The sequence below is a fragment of the Pseudomonas helleri genome (assembly GCF_045830615.1).
GTDB classification, from domain to species: Bacteria; Pseudomonadota; Gammaproteobacteria; order Pseudomonadales; family Pseudomonadaceae; genus Aquipseudomonas; species Aquipseudomonas helleri.
In genome coordinates, this window is record NZ_CP174501.1 from 3,999,492 (window position 1) to 4,019,194 (window position 19,703).

The 19,703-nt window shown below is 52.3% G+C and carries 20 protein-coding genes and 1 pseudogene; 10 read left to right on the forward strand and 11 right to left on the reverse strand.

The window, feature by feature from the left end:
* The first annotated feature begins 50 nt into the window (after positions 1 to 50).
* Positions 51 to 521, forward strand: coding sequence for an SH3 domain-containing protein (locus tag ACJJU9_RS18010; protein ID WP_407731009.1), 471 nt, complete (start codon positions 51 to 53; stop codon positions 519 to 521).
* A gap of 236 nt (positions 522 to 757) precedes the next feature.
* On the opposite strand, the gene ACJJU9_RS18015 is transcribed toward ACJJU9_RS18010, so the two are convergent.
* The gene (locus ACJJU9_RS18015) at positions 758 to 1,006 is read right to left on the reverse strand and encodes a CsbD family protein (RefSeq protein ID WP_330514949.1); all 249 of its coding nucleotides are present in this window, start codon (positions 1,004 to 1,006) and stop codon (positions 758 to 760) included.
* Positions 1,007 to 1,197: 191 nt separating this feature from the next.
* Here ACJJU9_RS18015 and ACJJU9_RS18020 point away from each other — a divergent pair.
* Positions 1,198 to 1,786 (forward strand): annotated as a pseudogene (locus ACJJU9_RS18020) (ACP phosphodiesterase).
* A 224-nt stretch (positions 1,787 to 2,010) separates the two neighbouring features.
* Positions 2,011 to 2,586 (forward strand): TetR/AcrR family transcriptional regulator, encoded by a 576-nt coding sequence (locus ACJJU9_RS18025; RefSeq protein WP_407729159.1) that lies wholly within the window; start codon positions 2,011 to 2,013, stop codon positions 2,584 to 2,586.
* A 20-nt stretch (positions 2,587 to 2,606) separates the two neighbouring features.
* On the opposite strand, the gene ACJJU9_RS18030 is transcribed toward ACJJU9_RS18025, so the two are convergent.
* The 3 genes from ACJJU9_RS18030 to ACJJU9_RS18040 form a co-directional block, all read right to left on the reverse strand.
* Positions 2,607 to 3,488, reverse strand: a complete 882-nt coding sequence (locus ACJJU9_RS18030) for a DMT family transporter (RefSeq protein ID WP_407729160.1) — start codon at positions 3,486 to 3,488, stop codon at positions 2,607 to 2,609.
* Positions 3,489 to 3,583: 95 nt separating this feature from the next.
* Complete coding sequence (gene metC, locus ACJJU9_RS18035) at positions 3,584 to 4,756, reverse strand: cystathionine beta-lyase (protein WP_407729161.1); 1,173 nt, start codon at positions 4,754 to 4,756, stop codon at positions 3,584 to 3,586.
* A 545-nt stretch (positions 4,757 to 5,301) separates the two neighbouring features.
* Positions 5,302 to 6,036 (reverse strand): GntR family transcriptional regulator, encoded by a 735-nt coding sequence (locus tag ACJJU9_RS18040; RefSeq protein WP_407729162.1) that lies wholly within the window; start codon positions 6,034 to 6,036, stop codon positions 5,302 to 5,304.
* A 140-nt stretch (positions 6,037 to 6,176) separates the two neighbouring features.
* Between ACJJU9_RS18040 and ACJJU9_RS18045 the strand changes: the two genes are divergently transcribed.
* The 7 genes from ACJJU9_RS18045 (at position 6,177) to ACJJU9_RS18075 (ending at position 12,488) form a co-directional block, all read left to right on the forward strand.
* A complete protein-coding gene (locus tag ACJJU9_RS18045; RefSeq protein WP_407729163.1) occupies positions 6,177 to 7,367 on the forward strand; it encodes a mandelate racemase/muconate lactonizing enzyme family protein in 1,191 nt (396 codons plus the stop codon).
* A 155-nt stretch (positions 7,368 to 7,522) separates the two neighbouring features.
* Positions 7,523 to 8,902, forward strand: coding sequence for an MFS transporter (locus ACJJU9_RS18050; protein ID WP_407729164.1), 1,380 nt, complete (start codon positions 7,523 to 7,525; stop codon positions 8,900 to 8,902).
* Between the two features lie 386 nt (positions 8,903 to 9,288).
* The gene (locus ACJJU9_RS18055; protein ID WP_407729165.1) at positions 9,289 to 9,843 is read left to right on the forward strand and encodes an OsmC family protein; all 555 of its coding nucleotides are present in this window, start codon (positions 9,289 to 9,291) and stop codon (positions 9,841 to 9,843) included.
* Positions 9,844 to 9,935: 92 nt separating this feature from the next.
* Positions 9,936 to 10,709 (forward strand): SDR family NAD(P)-dependent oxidoreductase, encoded by a 774-nt coding sequence (locus ACJJU9_RS18060; RefSeq protein WP_407729166.1) that lies wholly within the window; start codon positions 9,936 to 9,938, stop codon positions 10,707 to 10,709.
* 93 nt (positions 10,710 to 10,802) lie between these two features.
* Entirely contained in the window at positions 10,803 to 11,393 is a 591-nt protein-coding gene (locus ACJJU9_RS18065; protein ID WP_407729167.1) for a TetR/AcrR family transcriptional regulator, read from the forward strand.
* Positions 11,394 to 11,396: 3 nt separating this feature from the next.
* Positions 11,397 to 12,095 carry a DsbA family oxidoreductase gene (locus ACJJU9_RS18070; protein ID WP_407729168.1) on the forward strand — a complete coding sequence of 233 codons (699 nt, stop codon included), beginning with the start codon at positions 11,397 to 11,399 and terminating at the stop codon, positions 12,093 to 12,095.
* Positions 12,096 to 12,158: 63 nt separating this feature from the next.
* A complete protein-coding gene (locus tag ACJJU9_RS18075) occupies positions 12,159 to 12,488 on the forward strand; it encodes a thioredoxin family protein (RefSeq protein WP_407729169.1) in 330 nt (109 codons plus the stop codon).
* A gap of 32 nt (positions 12,489 to 12,520) precedes the next feature.
* On the opposite strand, the gene kefC is transcribed toward ACJJU9_RS18075, so the two are convergent.
* From kefC to ACJJU9_RS18110, 7 genes are all read right to left on the reverse strand, one after another.
* Positions 12,521 to 14,344, reverse strand: coding sequence for a glutathione-regulated potassium-efflux system protein KefC (kefC, locus tag ACJJU9_RS18080; RefSeq protein WP_407729170.1), 1,824 nt, complete (start codon positions 14,342 to 14,344; stop codon positions 12,521 to 12,523).
* On the reverse strand, positions 14,345 to 14,866 hold the full coding sequence (kefF, locus tag ACJJU9_RS18085; protein WP_407729171.1) for a glutathione-regulated potassium-efflux system oxidoreductase KefF: 522 nt from the start codon (positions 14,864 to 14,866) through the stop codon (positions 14,345 to 14,347).
* Between the two features lie 109 nt (positions 14,867 to 14,975).
* Positions 14,976 to 15,194 carry a 4-oxalocrotonate tautomerase family protein gene (locus ACJJU9_RS18090; RefSeq protein ID WP_122797573.1) on the reverse strand — a complete coding sequence of 73 codons (219 nt, stop codon included), beginning with the start codon at positions 15,192 to 15,194 and terminating at the stop codon, positions 14,976 to 14,978.
* A gap of 30 nt (positions 15,195 to 15,224) precedes the next feature.
* Positions 15,225 to 16,331, reverse strand: a complete 1,107-nt coding sequence (locus ACJJU9_RS18095) for an alkene reductase (protein ID WP_407729172.1) — start codon at positions 16,329 to 16,331, stop codon at positions 15,225 to 15,227.
* A 41-nt stretch (positions 16,332 to 16,372) separates the two neighbouring features.
* Positions 16,373 to 16,705, reverse strand: coding sequence for a carboxymuconolactone decarboxylase family protein (locus ACJJU9_RS18100; RefSeq protein WP_407729173.1), 333 nt, complete (start codon positions 16,703 to 16,705; stop codon positions 16,373 to 16,375).
* Between the two features lie 438 nt (positions 16,706 to 17,143).
* A complete protein-coding gene (gene gorA, locus ACJJU9_RS18105) occupies positions 17,144 to 18,502 on the reverse strand; it encodes a glutathione-disulfide reductase (RefSeq protein WP_407729174.1) in 1,359 nt (452 codons plus the stop codon).
* A 328-nt stretch (positions 18,503 to 18,830) separates the two neighbouring features.
* Entirely contained in the window at positions 18,831 to 19,583 is a 753-nt protein-coding gene (locus ACJJU9_RS18110; protein WP_407729175.1) for an alpha/beta hydrolase family protein, read from the reverse strand.
* Between the last annotated feature and the right edge of the window lie 120 nt (positions 19,584 to 19,703).

Genomic DNA, 19,703 nt, shown 5'->3' on the forward strand with positions numbered 1-19,703 from the left:
CCCAATCATGGTTTGTCCCGCTTCTGATTCTTTTTGCCGTTCTGTGGGGAATGGGGAAGAAAGACGCCCCTCCTGCCCCGGTACAACCGAGCGTCCCGAGCACGCCAAATACGCTAACGTCAATTTCGCCAGCTCAGTTCTCTGCGCCGGCTCCCGCCTCTGCGACTGAGCACTTTGTAAGTGCTGATAATCTCAATGTCCGGGATCAACCAGGTGGCAAGGTCGTCTCGAAGCTGAAGCGAGGAGAAAAGGTTCAGATTTTCGAGACGAAGAATGATTGGGCACGCATCAGCACTGACGGTCAGTCTTCGAAATGGCTTTCGTCAAAAAGCCTGTGCAGCGGGCCGGGCTGCTATATCGTTTCGAAACGCAAATCAGTGACTCAGCCACTACAGCCTGCTCGCCAACAGCTACCTGCGTACGGCTCGTCCTGTCCTTGCTCATCAGGCAACGTGTGCATTGGGCCTCGAGGTGGTCGGTACTGCATAACGTCGGGAGGAAACAAACGCTACGGCGTTTGAGCCATTATTTGATGACGGTCTTCACGAAGATCAGTGATTTTGCAGACCCGTTGGCAGAGCGCCCAATAGATCATGCTGCAACGTCACGATAAATTTCCCTTCCGATCACGGGGTATTGGCGTTGGATCGGTACAACCGCCCCCATTACCGACCGATGGGCAGGATCAAGGGGCGGGAGGATGAGCGCAAGAGGCAGCTCTCTATTGGAGAGTCCTTCCTGCCTGAATCAGCCTGGATCAGCGGCGCAGTAGCCGGTTAAGTACCAGCAGGGCTACTGCACCAATCGCGATTGCAGCCACTGGTTTTTCTTTCGCGAATCTAGACACGCTATCAAGCGCATCGCCATAGGTTTGAGTCAGCTGGCCAGCAGCTTGGCGTCCCGCACCTTCGGCTTCAATCTTCGAATCACCCAGTAGTTTTCCCACTGCGCTTTGAGCTTTGCCGGCAACCTTCTCTACAACGCCTTCAACCTGTTCGCTTTTCATAATTTCAGTACCTTCGTGAGTGAGCAGCTCAGATTCAGCTGAGCTAGCGGCGATCTGCAGAGCTTTAGGGGGATGAACTTCAAAATAAGTTCAAAGTTGATAAGACCCTGGAACGAACCCATCTAGTAGATAGGACATTTGCGACTCTGCTATCTTGACCGTCGACCGCTACCTGCATGGAGGGGCATTGGATGAATTATTTGGCTCATCTGCACCTTGGGGGGGCAGTCTACTGACGAGCTCTTGGGTAGCCTGTACGGGGACTTTGTTAAAGGCCCACTCGCAGGGCGCTTTTCTCCTAAAACTGAGGCTGCGATTCAGCTGCATCGTACGATTGATGCATTCACTGACGCCCACCGGGTCGTCAAGCGAGCGCTGTCACGATTTCCCAGCGAGAAAAGGCGCTATGCGGGGATCGCTCTCGATATGTTTTTTGACCACTGCCTCGCGCGGGATTGGGAGCAATACTCTAACGTCCCGCTGGATGACTTCGCGCAGCATATTTACGGGATGCTGGAGGCAGAGCCTAACCTTCCTTCGTCACTGGCGCAGGTCGTGCCCTTGATGATCTCGGAGGACTGGCTGTGCGCTTACAGAGACATTGAAATGATTGGATATGGCCTGGGCGTAATCTCGAAGCGCCTCTCCAGACCAGAGGGCCTTGATGGCTTGTTCGAACATCTCGAAGGCAACTATGAGCTGCTGAGCGCAGACTTCAGCAATTTTTACCCAGCACTCCAAGATTTTGCGCGTGTGCCTGGGGACGCAAAAGTCACCTAATGAGGTTGGGGGGAGCAGCGAGCAGTCACTTCGAAGCTGCGCTCTGGCGACCGACATCGCTTGATGTTCTCGGCAGGAATGAACGCTCACAGCCGCGAACCTGTTGTGGCTGGCATTTCAGAGCGTTTCACGCATCAGGTAGCGCGGTGCTGCTCATTGCGAACGCTGTCTTATGAGGAGTGACTAATTTATGATGTCCGGATGACAAATTCGGATGCCGCATCATGAGTACACGTTCAGACCTTTTGACCAGCGCTGAAATCCTGTTGCGCACAAAGGGCTATGCGGCCTTCAGCTATGCCGATCTGGCAGAAGACATTGGTATCAAGAAGGCAAGCATTCACCACCATTTCCCTACCAAGGAAGGCATGGCGATTGCCATTGTCGAAAGCTACCTGTTTCGTTTCAGAAATCAGCTAGACGCTATCAATGACGAAAATACCTGCGTTGTCGACCGACTAAACGCCTTTGCCTTGATGTTCTCGAATAGCAGTGAAAATGGAATGCTTCCACTCTGCGGCGCCTTGGCCGCAGAGCTTTTAGCCTTGCCTGAAAGTCTACGGGCATTGACTAAGGATTTTTTTGAAATCCATCTCACTTGGCTCCAGGGGAACCTTGCTCATGGGCAAGCCATGGGTGAGTTCAAAGCCGATCTGGATGTTACTAAGGTGTCGAGGTTCATGCTGAACACTCTTGAGGGTGCAAGCTTTGTCTCGTGGGCCATGAACGATGATTATCAGAAGTCTTCTGGGTTTGATTTGATTCTGGCCGGGCTTTTAGTTCCTCAATCTAAGCATTGAGAGCCTTATTGTAAGGCTCTTCACCGGCGTGATTCCGCTGAACGTTTACCGCTCAGTATTAGACCGATGCCTCCCAGTACGGCAAGTGATGTGATCACTAAACGAGAGGTGAGGCTTTCGTTTAAAACTAGAGCTCCCGCCAGCGATGCTAATACAGGAACGCTCAGCTGGATGGAGGCCGCCTGGAATGAGGGAAGCGTACGCAAGGCTGCGTACCAAATCGCATAACCTACTCCCGAAGCAATCGCGCCTGAACCAATCGCACAAAGAGCACCTGTAAGATCGATGGACAGGTGACCGAGGAAAGGTGTTGAGGCCAAAAGCATGAAGGGAATGGCTCTCAGGAAATTCCACGCGCTTGAATTGAGCGGGTCATTCGAGTGCCTACCAATCAAGGAGTAGATGGCCCATGCGAACCCTGAAAGCGCCATTAGTGCAGCACTAGCCGGCGCAGGCGATGTCGCTCCTGGAAGCAGTAAGGCAACCAGCCCTCCTATGGCGAGTACGAGGCCCAGAATCGCCACTGCTTGCATCCTTTCGCCTTTGTAATACCCGTATCCCAGCATGGTGAGTTGCACTGCGCCGAACAGCAGGAGTGCGCCTGCTCCAGTTTCCAAATGTACGTACGCGTACGAAAAAGCGAAAGCGTAGACAAATAATGTGAAGGCACCAAGCCAAGTTCCAGAGCGCCGGGCGCGAACACCTTTAATTGCTACAATCACCCAGAGCATGATAGCTCCGCTTAATAACCGGATCAGTGTAAAAGATGTAGGATCTATTTCAGTGTGACGAAGTGCAACTCGGCATAGTAGCGAGTTGGCTGCAAAGGCTAGCATGGCCAGAATGGTAAGGGTGATTACTTTGCTGGGCCCATTGAAAGAAAACTGCTTAATTGTTGGCACCAGACGCTCCTAACTGGACGAATACGGTATTACCTGCCTTGCAGCACAGTCCGATTGAAACTGTGCTAAATGCACTTTTCAAGAAATATCAGCTACTACTGATTACGCAACTTGTTAAATTGCGCAAAGCCATTCTCAAGATCCGCGATAAGGTCGTATGGATCCTCAAGGCCAATGTGGAGTCGGATCAAATGACCATCAATTTCCCAGCGTGTAGCACTTCTGACAGGCTTTGGATCTGCCATCATTGCCAGGCTTTCAAAGCCACCCCAAGAGTAACCAATTGAAAACAGCGATAGACTGTCCAAGATAGCGTCAGCAGCTAACTGCGAAGAAGGCGTTGTGGTAAACGACAGCAAACCAGATGCCCCTTTAAAATCTCGCTTCCACAATTCGTGTTGGGGATGGGACTCCAATGCCGGATAATAGACCCCGGTTACTTCCTCTCGGCTCTCCAACCACTTGGCTACTATTGTTGCATTTCTATAGTGTCGCTCCAGTCGCACATCCAGCGTCCTCAATCCCCGAAGAGCTAGTGTCACATCGTCAGGGCTAGCAAATAAACCCATGCTGAAATGGTATTTCTTAAGACTCTCCCAAGCACGCTTGGATGCGGACACGGTGCCAAGAACTGCGTCTGAATGGCCAACAATGTACTTGGTTGCTGCCATTATTGACAGGTCTACACCAAGCTCTAACGCTTGGCAGTAAAGCGGCGTGCCCCATGTATTATCTGCAATGACAAGAATGTCATTATCATGAGCAACTTTGGCTATTGCGGGGATATCCTGTATTTCTAATGTCAGTGAGCCTGGCGATTCAAGGTAGATGGCTCTGGTGTTGGATCGAAGGAGATCACTGATGCCTGCCCCTATAGTGGGATCGTAAAACGACACTTCGATCCCCATACGCTCACCCACCTGCTTACAGAAGGCTCTGATAGGCGCATACACGTTGTCAGCGATCAAAACATGATCACCCATCCCCACTACTGAAAGTATGGCAGTTGTACAAGCAGAGAGCCCTGAAGGGCATAGAACAGTGCCTTCTGCCCCTTCCAAAAGCTGGATGGCCTGGGTGAGGGCCTCGGTAGAAGGATTGTTCCAGCGTCCGTAGGCATATTTCTGACGCCCTTCACGCATCGATTCACATGTGGGAAACGCGACGGTCGAGCCTCGGTAGACAGGTGTATTCACAAAACCGTGATGCTGCTCCGGATCAATTGACGCGTGGGCCAAAAGGGTTGATGCATTCTTGTAGGTATTCATACGAGCTTCCGGATGACCACGCTTGTAGGTGAGTGTCGGCTGAGATTCATATCGCCTCCTTCGCATACTAATCTACATTTTTTAAATGTCTATCATTAGGTAGGCTTTTAGCGCCTTTCGACTAAGCTCATCCTCGGCAGCGCTTCGGCGATGGGTTGGTGGGCACGCGGTGATGTGGAGCATGCTTCTGCGGATTGAGCAGGTTGATTCGTGATGAACGTAGCCCACACGGCGGAACTAGATATGAACTCGGGTGTTCCTGACTCGATGTCAGGGAATGAGGGAGCGGAGGATCAATCTGAAATTAACGATGGGGTGGCTAGAGGAAGACAGGGCTTTGCCTGGAGCGCCGTGAGCATTTACACGTGATTCGATACCAGTCCAATAAGGCGTTGCTGGTCACGCAATCCCGAACGCAGATCTGCTGTCGCTTTTAGTCTGATGGTCGGTCTATGGTGGCAGTGAGTTACGCTCGCAGCACGAAACCGGTTAGGCGACCAGAAGCCAAGATTACATTTCGATTTTCAGAGCTACTAGGGGCAAGCTCAATGCCCGGTAGCTTCCAAGGACTTCACAAGCCTTTGTCCGTGGGAGGTGACGTGATCTGCCGCTAAGCGCTCAGCCAAGATGCTGTCACCAGACACAATTGCGTCTACCAAAGCCCTGTGTTCTGGGTAGATCGACTCTGCACTCTCCACCATCCTGTTGGTATGGAGGATGTAGAGCAACACTGTATCAATGATCAGCGCATACTGCTCTAGAAGCCGTCGATGCCCGGCAATCGACACGATAAGCTTGTGCACCGCCAGATCTGCCCCAGCAATCCCGCGCCAGTCTTCGGCTCCAATTGCGATCTCAAGGGTATTGAGCGCTGTCAGCAAGGTGGTCTTGCCCACCTCATCGATAGTTTCCGCAGCAAGCCTGGCAGCCAGACCTTCGAGGCAGCTCCGCAGGGTATACAGCTCGCGTGCGTCTTGAGAGGAAAGCGAAAACACCTCCCACCCCGTGTAAGCGTGCTGAACCACCAATCCTTCCCCGCTTAACCGGTGCAAGGCCGCACGTATCGTCGAGCGAGATAGACCGATCTGCGTCGCCAAACCGATCTCGGTCAGGCGAGAGCCAAGAGGAAGCTGCCCAGAAATTATGGCATCCCGGATGCAGTCTGCTGCTTTGCGGTCGAGGCTACGGCGGTCGATATTTTCGCCGGAAATGGAGTGGGCATTTTTCTGATTCATGCCACGATAGTGGCAACCGAGCTGGTAGCTGTCAACAGTTAACAATTAGCTTCGTTAGCCTCCGACCCGCTGGAAAAGAGGGGCTTCGAGAGGGTGTTGACGAGCCAAAGCTTTCGGCCTAGGATCGATCTCGTCGATTGTTAACAATTAACTGTTGGACGATATGGCCTTGGAGAACAATAAGAATGCGTATTGAACAGATCGAAACTATTGCTTGTGACGCAGGTTGGCGGAATTACCATTACCTCAAGATCGTTGCTGACGATGGGACTGTAGGGTGGGCCGAATACGACGAAGCATTCGGGCCCGCTGGCCTCACTGGCGTGATCGAAAAAATTGCACCCAGACTTATAGGGCAGTCAGTTTTGGGTCATGAAGCGGTGATTGGCCCACTTGCTGCGACCTTGAGACCAGCTCCCCACGGACTGGCGGCAGAAGCTCTCGGGGCTTTCGAGAATGCGCTTCTTGATCTCAAAGGGAAGGCGCTAGGAGTACCGTGCTATGAGCTCCTGGGCGGAAAGCACAGAGATAGCATTCCCGTGTACTGGTCGCATTGCGCTACCTGGCGCATCAACCATCCAAAATTTTACAGTCCGGTCATCACCGATCTGGGTGGGGTTACGCAGGCTGGCGTGGACGCACGCGAGCTTGGAGTCCCGGCGGTTAAAACAAATTTGTTTGTCCATGATGAGCGCGGTATTCGGCAGTGGATGCCAGGATTCGCGGCTCCGTACGAGCCTTCCCTGAACTTGGATAAGAAGCTGGTCACGAGTGTGCGCTCCCACCTTGATGCATTGATAGCAGGTGCGGGCCCAGACACAGAGCTCCTGATCGACTTGAACTTCAACTTCAAAACTGAAGGGTTCGTGAAGATCATCAAAGCGCTGCGTGACTATGATTTTTTTTGGATAGAACTGGACAGTTATAATCCCCAGGCTCTCGCATACATACGCTCGCAAAGCCACGCACCAATCGCTGCCTGCGAAACGCTGTTCGGCATACGTCAGTTCCTACCGTATCTACAAGCTCAAGCCGTTGACGTTGCGATCATTGATGCAGTTTGGAATGGAGTGTGGCAATCCATGAAAATTGCGCATGTGGCAGATGCACTAGACGTAAATATCGCGCCTCATAACTTTTATAGCCATCAAGCAACAATGATGAACGTGCACTTCGCGGCTGCGGTTCCGAACCTCAGGATCATGGAACACGATATTGATCGCCTGGCGTGGGACAAGGATCTTTTTAGTTATATACCCGAAATACAAAATGGCGCAATGGTTGTGCCTGATACTCCAGGTTGGGGATGTGATCCAATCGAAGACATGATGCGAGCCCGCCCTGCTAGAGCTTTTAAAGGATACCTAGGTTTGTAACAGCTACTTAAAAGCGAGGGGGATCACTCCTCGCAAACAAACTAACGGGAGAATAAAAATGATAACCTCTCAATTTATAGCGGCAAGAATCTACAAGCCTGCTAACCCAAAACTGTACTGCTCTTCGATGCCTTTCGGTTCTGGTGGGCATCATCATGAATAAATCAAATACTGTGAGCGGCCAAGAGGCAGGTGGCGCGGATGTCTGTGTGCTGGCGCCTGATATCTACAGAAAAATCACGATTCGCCTAATTCCTTTCCTTTTTATATGCTATGTCTTCGCCTATCTTGATCGTGTGAATATCGGATTTGCGGCCATTCATATAAAACAGGATTTGGATTTTTCAGACGCTGTATACGGGTTGGGTGCTGGAATTTTCTTCCTAGGCTATTTTTTGTTCGAAATACCTAGCAATCTGATTCTGGAGAAAATTGGCGCCCGGCTTACGCTAATGCGCATCATGATTGTTTGGGGACTGATCTCGGGCAGCTTTGCGTTTATCCAGACACCAATGCAATTCTATATTGCACGATTTCTTCTAGGTGCGTTTGAGGCCGGGTTTTTCCCAGGAATCGTCCTTTACCTGACATTCTGGTATCCGTCTGCAATGAGAGGAAAAATCATTGCGATGTTTATGTCCGCAATCGCAGTTGCAGGAATAATCGGCGGGCCCGTTTCGGGTTGGCTGCTGGCCCACATGGATGGTGTGCTCGGCTACCGGGGCTGGCAGTGGATGTTCGTGATTGAGGCGATCCCGACTCTAATATTGGGTATCTCTGTATTCTTTGTGCTCTCGAATAGTCCTAACGAAGCCAGCTGGCTCAGTAACAGCGAGAAGAGCGTTGTTGTTGACGCCTTGGCGGAAGAGAACTCAAGTGATAAAGGGAAGACTCATCATTTTGGTGCAGCACTGAAGGATTATCGACTTTATATTCTCGGCGCTGTTTACTTCTCTATCTCGGCTAGCTTGTACATTATAAGCTTTTGGTTGCCATCTCTGATTCGAGAGCACGGAATTTCCGACGCAGTAAATATAGGCCTGCTGACTGCAATACCCTATATCGTAGGTGTAATTGGAATGATCTTGATATGCAAACACTCTGACAAGAAACAGGAGCGCCGTTGGCATTTGGCTGTTTGTATGTTCGGTGGTTGCATCGGGCTTTTAATGGTTGCGTGGTTCGGCCAAAGCTTGGTGGTTTCTTTGGGCGCGATCACGCTAGCAGCTACGTGCATACTGACTGCGATGCCCGTTTTCTGGACAATTCCAACCTCCTACATGTCCGGTTCTGCGGCAGCAGGTGGAATCGCCGCAATCAATTCCATTGGCTTGCTGGGCGGTTTCACCAGTCCAGCTGTGATCGGTTGGATCAAGATCACTACCGGATCCATAAACTACGGCCTATGCATTTTCTCAGCTGTACTTGCATGCGGAGCTGTTCTTTTGTTGAAGGGCATACCTGCAGCACTGATACCGCGTAAAGACTTTCAAGCTACTGTAGGTAGCCATTTGCACGCGGGGCAGATCCACTGAAATCGTGCAGTGCCAAGTCAGCGGATGGCTTGGCACTGCACGGCTCGGCTCGGCTCGGCTCGGCTCGGCTCGGGCAAGAATAGAGCACATCCCTGTCAGCATTTTCTAATCGTATTTCCCTTTCAAACAGCCGCTCAGCGGATGTGGAACAGTTGATTCCTCCCACGCTATCTCTCTGATTCTTGACCAGTAATTGCCCTATCCCATTGATTAACCTGGATTTACTCGCGGGGGAGAGGCCTCGATGCGCACTCCAATATGCGGGTCTCTACAGCTACCCGCTTAACAATTTTGCTAAACTCCTTGCAAGCAAACCATCTAGTTGGTAGGGTTGTTTGGTCAACGATTCATTCAAGCGACCTTACGTAACCTAGAGGATTTACCAAATGACTAACAACCTGAACGGTATTGACGTAGCTGCCCTGCAACAGTTTGCTCAAGGTGTTGCTGAGGATGCGAACAAGCGCCATGCCAGCTTCAACGTTAAGACCGCGTGGAAAGGCCAGACCCGCTCCGTGGCCAAAGTAAGTCGCTACAGCCTCGCCGGTGAAATTTACTCGCGTGATTTCGAAATCGTTGCAGACGAGCCAAATGAATTGCTGGGTGAAAACACTGCGCCTAACCCTCAGGAGCTGCTGATGGCTGCTCTCAACGCCTGCATGTCGGTCGGCTATGCCGCCAATGCCGCGATGATGGGCATCAAAATTCACAGCCTGGAGATCGAGACTGACGGCACCCTCGACCTGCGCGGCTTCCTGGGCATCGACGAAAGCGTTAACCCTGGCTACGACGAAGTGAGTGTTGTCATTCGCCTGCACACCGACGCCTCGCGTGAGCGTGTAGAAGAGCTGCACAACCTGGTGCTTAAGACTTCGGTCAACTACGCAAACTTCTCCAGAGCCATTCGCATGGTGCCAACCCTCGAAGTGCGCGAGGGCTGATCCCAAGCCTGGTCACATCCGAGCACTGGCGTGCACCGGCAGTCTGCTTGCCGGTGCCACCCTCAATGAAATCTGGATAAACGGCGCCTGCAATGAACGATTTTTTTAATGGCAAAAAACTGTTGGTCGTCGGCGGCACGAGTGGCATGGGCCTGGAAACAGCTCGCCAGTTCTTGAAGTCAGGCGGCAGCGTGGTTCTCACCGGCAGCAAACAGGATAAAGCCGACGCTGTGCGTGCCGAGCTGAGTCCGCTAGGGAACGTATCCGTGATCGTTGCCAACCTCATGACGGAGGAAGGGATGAATCATGTACGCAACGAGATCAATGCCAACCATAGCGACATTGGTTTCATGGTGAACTCTGCAGGCATCTTCATTCCGAAGCCTTTCATCGAGCACGATGAGGCTGACTACGACATGTACCTGGATCTGAACCGCGCTACATTCTTCATCACTCAGGCTGTGGTCAAGAACATGCTCGCTGCCAAGCGCGAAGGCTCCATTGTCAACGTTGGTTCCATTGGTGCCCAAGCCGCACTGGCCGGTTCTCCAGCGACTGCTTATTCGATGGCCAAGGCGGGTCTGCATGCCGTTACCCGAAACCTGGCAATTGAATTGGCTCACTCAGGTATCCGCGTCAACGCCGTTTCACCTGGCATTGTTCACACCTCGATCTATGAAGGCTTCATGGACAAGGATGCGATCCCGGATGCGATGAAGTCGCTGAATGATTTCCACCCGTTGGGTCGAGTGGGTGTTCCCGAGGACGTCGCCAACACCATCCTCTTTTTGCTCTCCGACAAAACTTCCTGGGTCACCGGTGCTATCTGGGATGTTGATGCTGGGGTGATGGCGGTACGCGCCTAGTACCGTAGCGAGCACTGCGTGTAGCGCCTCCGAGCGAGGCGCTTTTCCAGTGCACTGCTTCGGTGGAAAGGATGCTGGCTGTAGGAGTTCTAAATGTCTATCACGACAAAAGCTGCGCTGATGAGTTATGCGGAAACCCAAATGCGTTCTAAGGGTTATTCAGCATTTAGTTACGCTGATCTCGCCGCGAAGATCGGTATCAAAAAAGCCAGTATTCACCATCACTTTCCTACCAAGGAGTGCCTGGGCGCGGAGCTGATCAACGACTACATCGCTCGGTTCAATGAGACTTTGCTCTCAATCGAGAGCATGCATTCCGAGCCACTGCAGCGCTTACAGGCTTTTTCCCGACTTTTTGTGATCAGCGCGAATGAGGGACTGCTGCCGTTATGCGGCGCATTGGCGGCAGAAATGGCTGCTTTGCCTCTGTCGCTCCAAGGGCTCACCAGGGATTTCTTCAATTCGCAGCTCGCCTGGCTTCAAAGCACCCTCGAGGACGCCGTCCGGCAGCACAACTGGTCACTGGGGACAACCGCTGAAAACTTCGCCTTCATGCTGCTGAGCATGTTGGAGGGAGCCAGCCTCATTGATTGGACACTCGGTCGATCAACCGACCCTTTGGCTGGTTTTAACCATTTGCTTGAAATGGCGGCAATTCAGTCTTCATTTCTTCGTGCAGGATAAATCATGAAAACTCCTTCGAAAAAATACGTTGTCGATATCTGGTCTGATTATGTGTGTCCTTGGTGCTGGATTGCCAAGCGCCGCTTTGAGAAAGCACTTGAAAGCTTCCCAGAGAAAGACGACGTACAGGTCAATGTTAGGGCCTATCGATTGGCTGCGAACCACACCCCAGAACCGATGATTCCGGCCTTGAAGCGTAAGCTCGGAAACGCAAACTCCGCTTTATCGATGATGAGTACCGTCAGTAAATATGGCGAGGCCGACGGGCTGGATTACCGCTTTGACACCATGATGTTTGGCGACACTGCAGATGCTCATGTGCTTGTAAAAGCTGTTGAAGACTCTGAGGTAAAAAAACGTCTTGTGGAAGCGCTGTACGAGCAGAGTACCAGCCACGGTAAGTCCCTTTTTGATCGCGCCAGCTTGGCGGCGATTGCTAAAGGCGCAGGTGTGTCGGACGAGTCCCTTCAACTGGCTTGGTCATCTGCAGAGCTGCGTGCTGAGATAAAAGCGGATGAACAGTTTGCCGCCCAATTGGGTTCCGGCGTACCGCTCTTCGTTTTCAACAATGAGTTTTCGGTGGCAGGTGCGCAGCCTGAAGCTGCGTTTCTTGAAGCACTGAACCACATGGTTGAGAGCATGAAAGTCGACGATAGCGCATTGACAGGTCAGGTCTGCGGGATCGATGGCTGCAAAATTTGATTGGCATCGAATGGCGGCACTCTCAAGGTGCCGCCTTGTCCTGACACGGAACGAGAGACCTAGATGATCCGTATCGTTGAGTTGAGTGCTCCCCAATTTGCTCGCTTCGTAGCCAAAGGCAGCAGTGTCGTAATGTTTTCAGCCTCTTGGTGCAAACCCTGTAAAGAAATGAGGCCGGTCTTTCTTGAACTCGAAGGAAAACTCCATTCGATAGCATCTTTTGGGAGGATTGATATCGCTGTGTCTCCGACGATTGCGCAGATGTACGGCATCCGCTCTGTGCCATCCTTGGCCGTGTTTAACGAAGGCCGGTTGTTGAAAGTCTTCGCAGGGTCTAAATCGGTCTCAGCCTTGAAGAAAGCGATCATCGCTGAGCTGGAAGACGCCAGCTAATGGGCGTCCTCCATGCTCATCAGTCTGGTCGCCTATGCACCTGGTGATGTCGAAGACTCGTTTTTACCTGGGCCAGCGTCCATTGGATGAGCGCGATCCTCATTGAAAATTTCTGTTAGCAATGCGTTGGCACGTTTGTAAGCGTCGTATCTGAAATCGGTATCACCCTCGGGTTGAGCCGCCATCTCCTCCAACATTTCCAGGTTCAAGCGACGGAACCGATCTGCACGCTCACGGGCTTCGTAGCGGCCTATCCCGAGTTGCTCCAAAGCCCTGCGCCCGAGGGACAGCGCGCTTTCAAAGGTTTCCCGCTCGACGTCTTCAATTCCCATCTGACGCAGCGTGATGATATGTCCCATATCACGAGCGCGCACCACCAGCTTCAGCGATGGAAAATGCTCTTGAGCCAGCTTGGTCAGTGCCAGATTATCTTCCTGATTGTCGATGGCATTGATAAGCACCACGGCTTGTGCGGCACCCGCAGCGTGCAGTAAATCGAGACGAGTGGCATCTCCGTAGAATACCTTCACCCCAAACTTGCGAAGTGTCTCGATATGGTCTGGGTCGTGATCCAAGACCACTACCTCGAAACCACAGGACATCAGCAGACGTCCCGCGATCTGACCAAATCTTCCGAAGCCTGCGATGATCACTCGAGGATTACTTTGGTCAATGGTGTCCGCTTCCTTGCTGCCCTGTTTGTTCGCTGACTCCAGGTGATTGAGCAAGAGGATCAACAAAGGCGTTACACACATGGACAGCGCCACTGCCAACGTCAGGCTTTTACCCCAAGGATCGACCAGGATGCCGGCGACTGTGGCGGCGCCAAATACAACAAAGGCAAACTCACTGCCTTGGCCAAGGAACACCGCCTGCCATGAACGCTGGTCATTTGGGACATTCAGCAAGCGACCCAAAAGCTTGATCACGAGTAGCTTGATCAGGATGAAGCCCAACGTCAGGGTGATGACTTTCAGAGGGGCGTCGATCAGCGTTCCGAAGTCAATCGACATACCTACGCCGATGAAGAACAAACCCAGCAACAGTCCTTTGAAAGGTTCGATATCGCTCTCCAGGGCATGACGATATTCAGAGCTGGCCAACAGCACGCCGGCTAGGAACGCGCCCATGGCCATGGATAAGCCCGCCTCTTCCAACAAGAGGCCGAACCCGAACACCAGGAACAGTGCGACAGCACTAAAGATTTCTCTCAGGCCTGAGCGCGCTACGAAGCGGAGGACGGGGCGGGAGACGTATTGACCCAAGAGAACGACCGCGACAATTGCACCGACGATTTTGGCGATAGACAAGGCCAGCGCTGCCCCTGAGGGCGTACCACCATCTGCGGCCAGGAGCGGGATCATGGCCACCAGGGGAATCGCGGCGATGTCTTGGAAAAGTAACACCGCAAAGCTGCTACGACCTACAGCGGTGGAGTTCATGTTTCGCTCGCTCATGGCCTGCATGGCGATAGCAGTCGACGACAGGCTCAACGTCAGGCCGACCAACAATGCAGCCGTCCAGTTCAAGCCTAGGGCTGCGCAAAATATTGCGATGGCAACACCGCACGCCAACATCTGTAAAGCTCCGCCCCCGAAGACCATACGGCGCATGGCCCAAAGACGCTTGGGGTCGAGTTCCAGGCCAATGATGAACAGCATCAAGACCACGCCAATTTCGGCGAAGTGCAGGATGGACTCGACGTCAGTCACGAGCTTCAAGCCCCAGGGGCCGATCACGCAGCCAGCTATCAGGTAGCCCAAAACAGGCCCCAATCCTAACCGGACGGCAATCGGGACTATCAAGGCAGCCGAGCCCAGGTAGATGAGCATTTCAATCAGGCTGTGAGTTTCCATTCAGTCTTCCTTCCATGAGGCCAGGCGCTCGCCGTAACGACGAATTTGCTTAAGTAGTGCTGTTTGATCTGCTCTATATGCGCCATGAATTGCTACAGGACTTAACCAGTTCATCGCGCAGTAATTCGCGGTCGCCTGAAGGGGTTGGGACAACACCGCGAAGCCTGGGTGGTCGCCTCCTTCAAAATGATCGTGCTCTCCGCCCGTAGTTACGGCCCACAGCAGACTCTTGTTTTTCAAAGCAGTAGCGCCCGCACCGTAGGCCCAGCCTTGCGTGAAGACCTTATCGATCCACAGCTTTAAAAGTGGCGGGTAGCTATACCAATATAATGGGTGTTGGAGAACCAACAGGTCTGCTTGCTCCACGGCCTTTTGCTCGGCTTCAACGTCGATATTGAAATCGGGGTAAAGGTTGTACAGGGAGCGGATTACAACATCAGAATTAATCGCTGCGAACCTGAGCATCAACTCATTTACGTTGGATTTCTCAGGGTAAGGATGGGCGTAAATGATCAGAATCACGGCGTGACCCCCCACAAACCGGGCGTTCTTCTAGAACGGAAAAAGCCCCCTGACCATTGAGCGTAGATGCACTCAGCAATCAGGGAGCTAGTAGTTAAGCGATGAAGCCTTATTGACCTGCTTGCAGCTTCAAAACATCCTGTGCAGTGACGGGGTTGCCAGCGATCCCCCAGTCTCCGCTCTTAACCTCTTCGAAAATGACCCAGGTCAGGGCACGCATGTTTTCGCCTTCCACCGACACCATAGCATCGGTTACCTTGCGAATGACCTCTGCTTTTTGCTCGTCGGTAAAAACGCCTTCGATGCCTTTGATAGTCACGAGTGGCATGGTGTTCTCCTAAGGTCTTGAATGGGAATATCAGGCTTTGGCAGCTGAGTATTCCGGGTAGTCGGTGTAACCCTTATCAATCGAATCGCTAACCCCGTAGTAGGTCGCGCGATCACCCTCGGCCAGCGGCCAATCGTTCTGCATGCGCTCTACCAAATCCGGGTTGGCGATGTAGGCAGTGCCGAAAGCGATCAGATCGAGTTCGCCTTTGGCCAGCTCAGACTCTGCGATCTCTTTGGTGAAGCCGCCAGCAGCCATCAGGGTGCCTTTGTAAGCTTCACGGAACGCAGCGCCGAAACCTGGTGGTGTTTGCGCGGCCAGGATGGTCGGCTGGTAGTTCAGGTGAACAAATGCCAGCTCTCGTTCGTTGAGGGCAGCCGCCATGCTCATCCAGGTTTCTTCTTCGCCTTCGTACACACCGAAATCGTACAGTCGACCGAACGGAGAGAAACGCACGCCAATTTTCGATCCGCCGATTTCAGCAGCAATCGCGTCAATCGTTTCTAATAGGAAGCGCTGGCGATTGGCGATGGAGCCACCGTACTGATCAGTACGAGTGTTCAAGGCGCTGCTCAGGAATTGGTCGAACAGGAAGCCGTTGGCTGCCATGATTTCGATACCGTCAAAACCGGCATCCATCGCCATCCGTGCAGACTTAACGAAGTCCGCGATGACGCGTTTCACTTCTTCGGTTTCTAGGGCACGTGGAGCGCTCGGTTGAACAGGGCCCGCCTTGGTAGGTTCGATCCAGGCGTACACTGTGGTATCCACCGCAGGCACCGTGCCGGAGGAGACAGGCACCATGCCGTGTATCGAGACGTGGGACATACGGCCAACGTGCCACAGCTGTGCAAAAATCTTCCCGCCTTTGGCGTGCACCGCGTCAGTCACGTTGCGCCAACCTGATAGGTGCACATCTTCGTAAATGCCAGGGGTATACAGATAGCCACGAGCCTCATCGGAGATAGGCAGGCCTTCGGTTATCAGCAAGCCAGCAGAAGCACGTTGCGCGTAATACAGCGCGTTCGATTCATTTGGGATGTTGTTCAACGTTCGGGTGCGGGTCATGGGCGCCATGACAACGCGGTTTTTTAGCGGGATACCCGCCAAATCGTAAGGGGTGAACAGCTTATTCATGATTGCTCTCGAAATCGTCTAAGAGGAAGTCGGCGTAACGCTTAGGACTTATCGAAAGCGTCGAGTACATGAGTGCTGTAGACCAGAGCGGCACCAGCGTTCATGTTGATGGCTACGCCCAGTGCTTCGGCCACTTCTTCGCTGGTAACACCGAGCTTTTTAGCTTCCGCTGCGTGGAATGCAATACAGCCATCGCATCGGGTTGTCACAGCTACTGCGAGGGAGATCAGTTCGCGAGTTTTCGCATCCAAGTGATTAGTCTTGCTGCCGGCAGCACCAAGAGCAGCCATGCCCTTCATGGTTTCAGGGGAAAGGCCGTTCAGCTCTACCAGACGAGTGCTGATGTCTTTGCGGGTTTGCTTCCAATCTTGCATGGGGCTCTCACGTGGGCGTTCAACGCCCTGCAGGTTCATGGGTGATTTCTGAATCTGCATATAATCTACCATCTAGTTGGTAGGCTTGCAACAGGTCATTAGCAATCATGTCACTCAACAGGATTTTAGTGATAGTTTAGATGGGGATTTTTCTAAGCGTGGGCGGTAGGCCTTTCCAGTAAGTTTGACTGCCTATAGGTAGCCTTTCTTAGGGTAGGATTCTTATTTTGAAAAGGCAGTGCACCTGCTCGAATGGATGCACGTGCCGAATGCTCCGGGGGGTAAAGCTTGCCGTATCAAGGTTGAGGTTCTTTACACGGAGCTGGGCACAACCATGCAGAGGTGCGTATCGTCCAAGACGATACGGCGAGAAAAACGTTTACACCCAGCTGCTGCCATTGCGACAGAGCTGAGTGCATAAAAACTGCCTTAAACCGATCAGCCTCCGACCGGGGTGCGCATGGTTACAAACTCTTCAGCGGATGTAGGATGCACGGCGATGGTCTCGTCGAAAATGCGTTTGGTCGCCCCCGACTTCAGCGCAATCGCTAACCCCTGCACAAGCTCCCCGGCTTCAGGGCCTACCATGTGGCAGCCCAAGACCTTGTCGGTCTTAGCATCCACAACGAGCTTCATCAACGTGCGCTCCTGGCACTCGGTCAACGACAGTTTCATAGGTCGGAAGCGAGTTTCAAAGATTACTACCTCGTGCCCTGCCTCCCGTGCCTCATCCTCGGTCAACCCCACGGTTCCGATATTAGGTTGGCTGAAGACTGCCGTCGGGATCATCTGGTAGTCAACCGGACGATATTGCTCAGGCTTGAACAAGCGACGTGCCACTGCCATACCTTCGGCCAGTGCGACCGGCGTGAGCTGAACTTTCCCTATCACGTCTCCTAAAGCTAGGATTGACGGCTCAGCAGTTTGATATAGCTCATCGACCTCAACAAAACCTCTTTCGTCTAAGTTTACACCCGTATTTTCCAAGCCCAGGTTGTCGAGCATCGGGCGTCTACCCGTAGCGAAGAGGACACAATCTGTCTCAAGCTGCCGACCATCCTTTAGGGTTACTTTCAGGCTGCCGTCAGGTTGCTTGTCGATACGCACAATGTCGGAATTGAATTGCAGATCCATCCCACGCTTGGCCAACTCTTCCTGCAAATGCTTGCGTACAGTACCGTCGAAGCCGCGCAGGAACAGATCACCGCGATACATCAGCGTGGTGCTGGCACCTAAGCCATGGAAGATCCCGGCAAACTCAACGGCAATGTACCCGCCACCGACTACAAGAACGCGCCTGGGCAGATCTTTGAGAAAGAATGCTTGGTTGGAGCTGATCGCGTACTCGTGACCTGGGATTTCGGGGATCTTCGGCCAGCCACCTGTAGTAATCAGGATGTTATTAGCTGTGAAGCGTTCGCCATTGACCTCGACGGTATGCGGATCAACGATTTTCGCGTGTCCCTCATGGAGGGTGACGCCGCTGCTGACCAGCAGATCGCGATAGATATTGTTCAGACGATTGATCTCACGATCTTTGTTGGCGATCAGCGTCGCCCAATCAAATTTCGCCTCACCAGGAGTCCAGCCAAAGCCCTGCGACTGCTCGAAGTCTTCGGCGAAATGTGCGCCGTAAACCAGTAGCTTTTTCGGCACGCAACCAACGTTCACACACGTACCGCCCAAGTAACGACTTTCGGCAACTGCCACCTTCGCGCCAAATCCGGCAGAAAAGCGAGCAGCACGCACGCCACCAGAACCTGCGCCGATTACATATAGATCAAAGTCGTAAGACATAGATAATCTCCGAATGGGTTGGCACCATTTCACGGCCTGTATGACAAGTGGTGTTGGCTGATTTAAAAAGAAACTAATTTAATGATTAACACTGCGCTACTATTTCCATAGGTCGGCTATTAACGCTACAGTAAGCGAGACGACTACAATCGACACAAAAATATTTGGCCAAAGGTTGCTGTCATCACTGCCCTGCTGGCGGTGCGCGAACTCACTGTCACAACAAAACGGTTGTTTTTTCTCTCTTTCCCTGGCTGCTTTTAGAGCCAATACTGAGCAATACCGCATAGAATTAACCTCTATAGGATTTAAGGTGATGAAATACGTCTTACAAGTATCTCGAACTCCAAGCTGTAATGCATGACGCTACATAGCTTGCGTCTTTGCTGTTGGTAAGGAGGTGGTCTGCTGAGTCCAATGAGATGAAACTTTTCGGATGCTTAGCCTTGAGATAGATCTTCTGTGCTTGTTCTATCGATACAACGTTGTCTACTGGTGAGTGGAAAATAAGCAATGCGCGCTGCAGGTTGGCGATGTTTTGATCCTGTTGCTGCGATTCGATGTCATCAAGGAACTGCTTCTTTATCGTGAACTCTCGTCCTGCGAGCGTAACTTTGAATTCACCAATATCTCTAATCGCGTCCACGTCTCTCCTGAATTGCTTCATTACATGGGCAGCTTCTGCGGGGGCCCCAATGGTGACAACTCCCTTTGCTTCCGGGATGTGCTTAGCCGCAGAGATAACCGCCGCACCGCCCAGACTATGACCAATTAATATGGAAGGAGCCTGGTGCGTTGTACGCAAGAAATCAGCCGCCGCGAGTAGGTCGGCTACATTGGATGAAAAGTTGCTATTCGAGAAGTCACCATCACTACCACCTAGGCCAGTAAAGTCGAAGCGAAGCACTGCCACATTATTGTCTACCAGAGCTTTGGAAATCCTCGCTGCGGCTTTGATATCCTTTCCGCACGTAAAGCAATGGGCAAATAAAGCGTATGCGCTAGGCGCATCGGGGGCTTCAAGCAGGCCAGATAGACTGATGCCTTGGGGGTTTTGGAACGTGATCTTTTGCTTTTTCATATGGAGTCTTCCTTAGCACGTAGGCCTTCGGTCTCAGGCTGAACCGCCGCATGACGAATGCGTCCGAAGCGTAAAAGGCTTTGACCATCAGTAAAGGCCGCCTTGTGAAAGGCTACCATT

Bases quoted from the DNA above. Each gene is read 5' to 3' on its own strand.
- ACJJU9_RS18090 (WP_122797573.1), bottom strand. From the start codon at position 15,194: ATGCCACTCGTGACTATCAAAGGCATCGAAGGCGTTTTTACCGACGAG.
- ACJJU9_RS18055 (WP_407729165.1), top strand. From the start codon at position 9,289: ATGACTAACAACCTGAACGGTATTGACGTAGCTGCCCTGCAACAGTTT.
- ACJJU9_RS18060 (WP_407729166.1), top strand. From the start codon at position 9,936: ATGAACGATTTTTTTAATGGCAAAAAACTGTTGGTCGTCGGCGGCACG.
- ACJJU9_RS18075 (WP_407729169.1), top strand. From the start codon at position 12,159: ATGATCCGTATCGTTGAGTTGAGTGCTCCCCAATTTGCTCGCTTCGTA.
- ACJJU9_RS18110 (WP_407729175.1), bottom strand. From the start codon at position 19,583: ATGAAAAAGCAAAAGATCACGTTCCAAAACCCCCAAGGCATCAGTCTA.
- ACJJU9_RS18015 (WP_330514949.1), bottom strand. From the start codon at position 1,006: ATGAAAAGCGAACAGGTTGAAGGCGTTGTAGAGAAGGTTGCCGGCAAA.
- ACJJU9_RS18045 (WP_407729163.1), top strand. From the start codon at position 6,177: ATGCGTATTGAACAGATCGAAACTATTGCTTGTGACGCAGGTTGGCGG.
- ACJJU9_RS18065 (WP_407729167.1), top strand. From the start codon at position 10,803: ATGTCTATCACGACAAAAGCTGCGCTGATGAGTTATGCGGAAACCCAA.
- metC (WP_407729161.1), bottom strand. From the start codon at position 4,756: ATGAATACCTACAAGAATGCATCAACCCTTTTGGCCCACGCGTCAATT.
- kefC (WP_407729170.1), bottom strand. From the start codon at position 14,344: ATGGAAACTCACAGCCTGATTGAAATGCTCATCTACCTGGGCTCGGCT.
- ACJJU9_RS18100 (WP_407729173.1), bottom strand. From the start codon at position 16,705: ATGCAAGATTGGAAGCAAACCCGCAAAGACATCAGCACTCGTCTGGTA.
- ACJJU9_RS18025 (WP_407729159.1), top strand. From the start codon at position 2,011: ATGAGTACACGTTCAGACCTTTTGACCAGCGCTGAAATCCTGTTGCGC.
- ACJJU9_RS18070 (WP_407729168.1), top strand. From the start codon at position 11,397: ATGAAAACTCCTTCGAAAAAATACGTTGTCGATATCTGGTCTGATTAT.
- ACJJU9_RS18050 (WP_407729164.1), top strand. From the start codon at position 7,523: ATGAATAAATCAAATACTGTGAGCGGCCAAGAGGCAGGTGGCGCGGAT.
- gorA (WP_407729174.1), bottom strand. From the start codon at position 18,502: ATGTCTTACGACTTTGATCTATATGTAATCGGCGCAGGTTCTGGTGGC.
- ACJJU9_RS18095 (WP_407729172.1), bottom strand. From the start codon at position 16,331: ATGAATAAGCTGTTCACCCCTTACGATTTGGCGGGTATCCCGCTAAAA.
- ACJJU9_RS18010 (WP_407731009.1), top strand. From the start codon at position 51: ATGGGGAAGAAAGACGCCCCTCCTGCCCCGGTACAACCGAGCGTCCCG.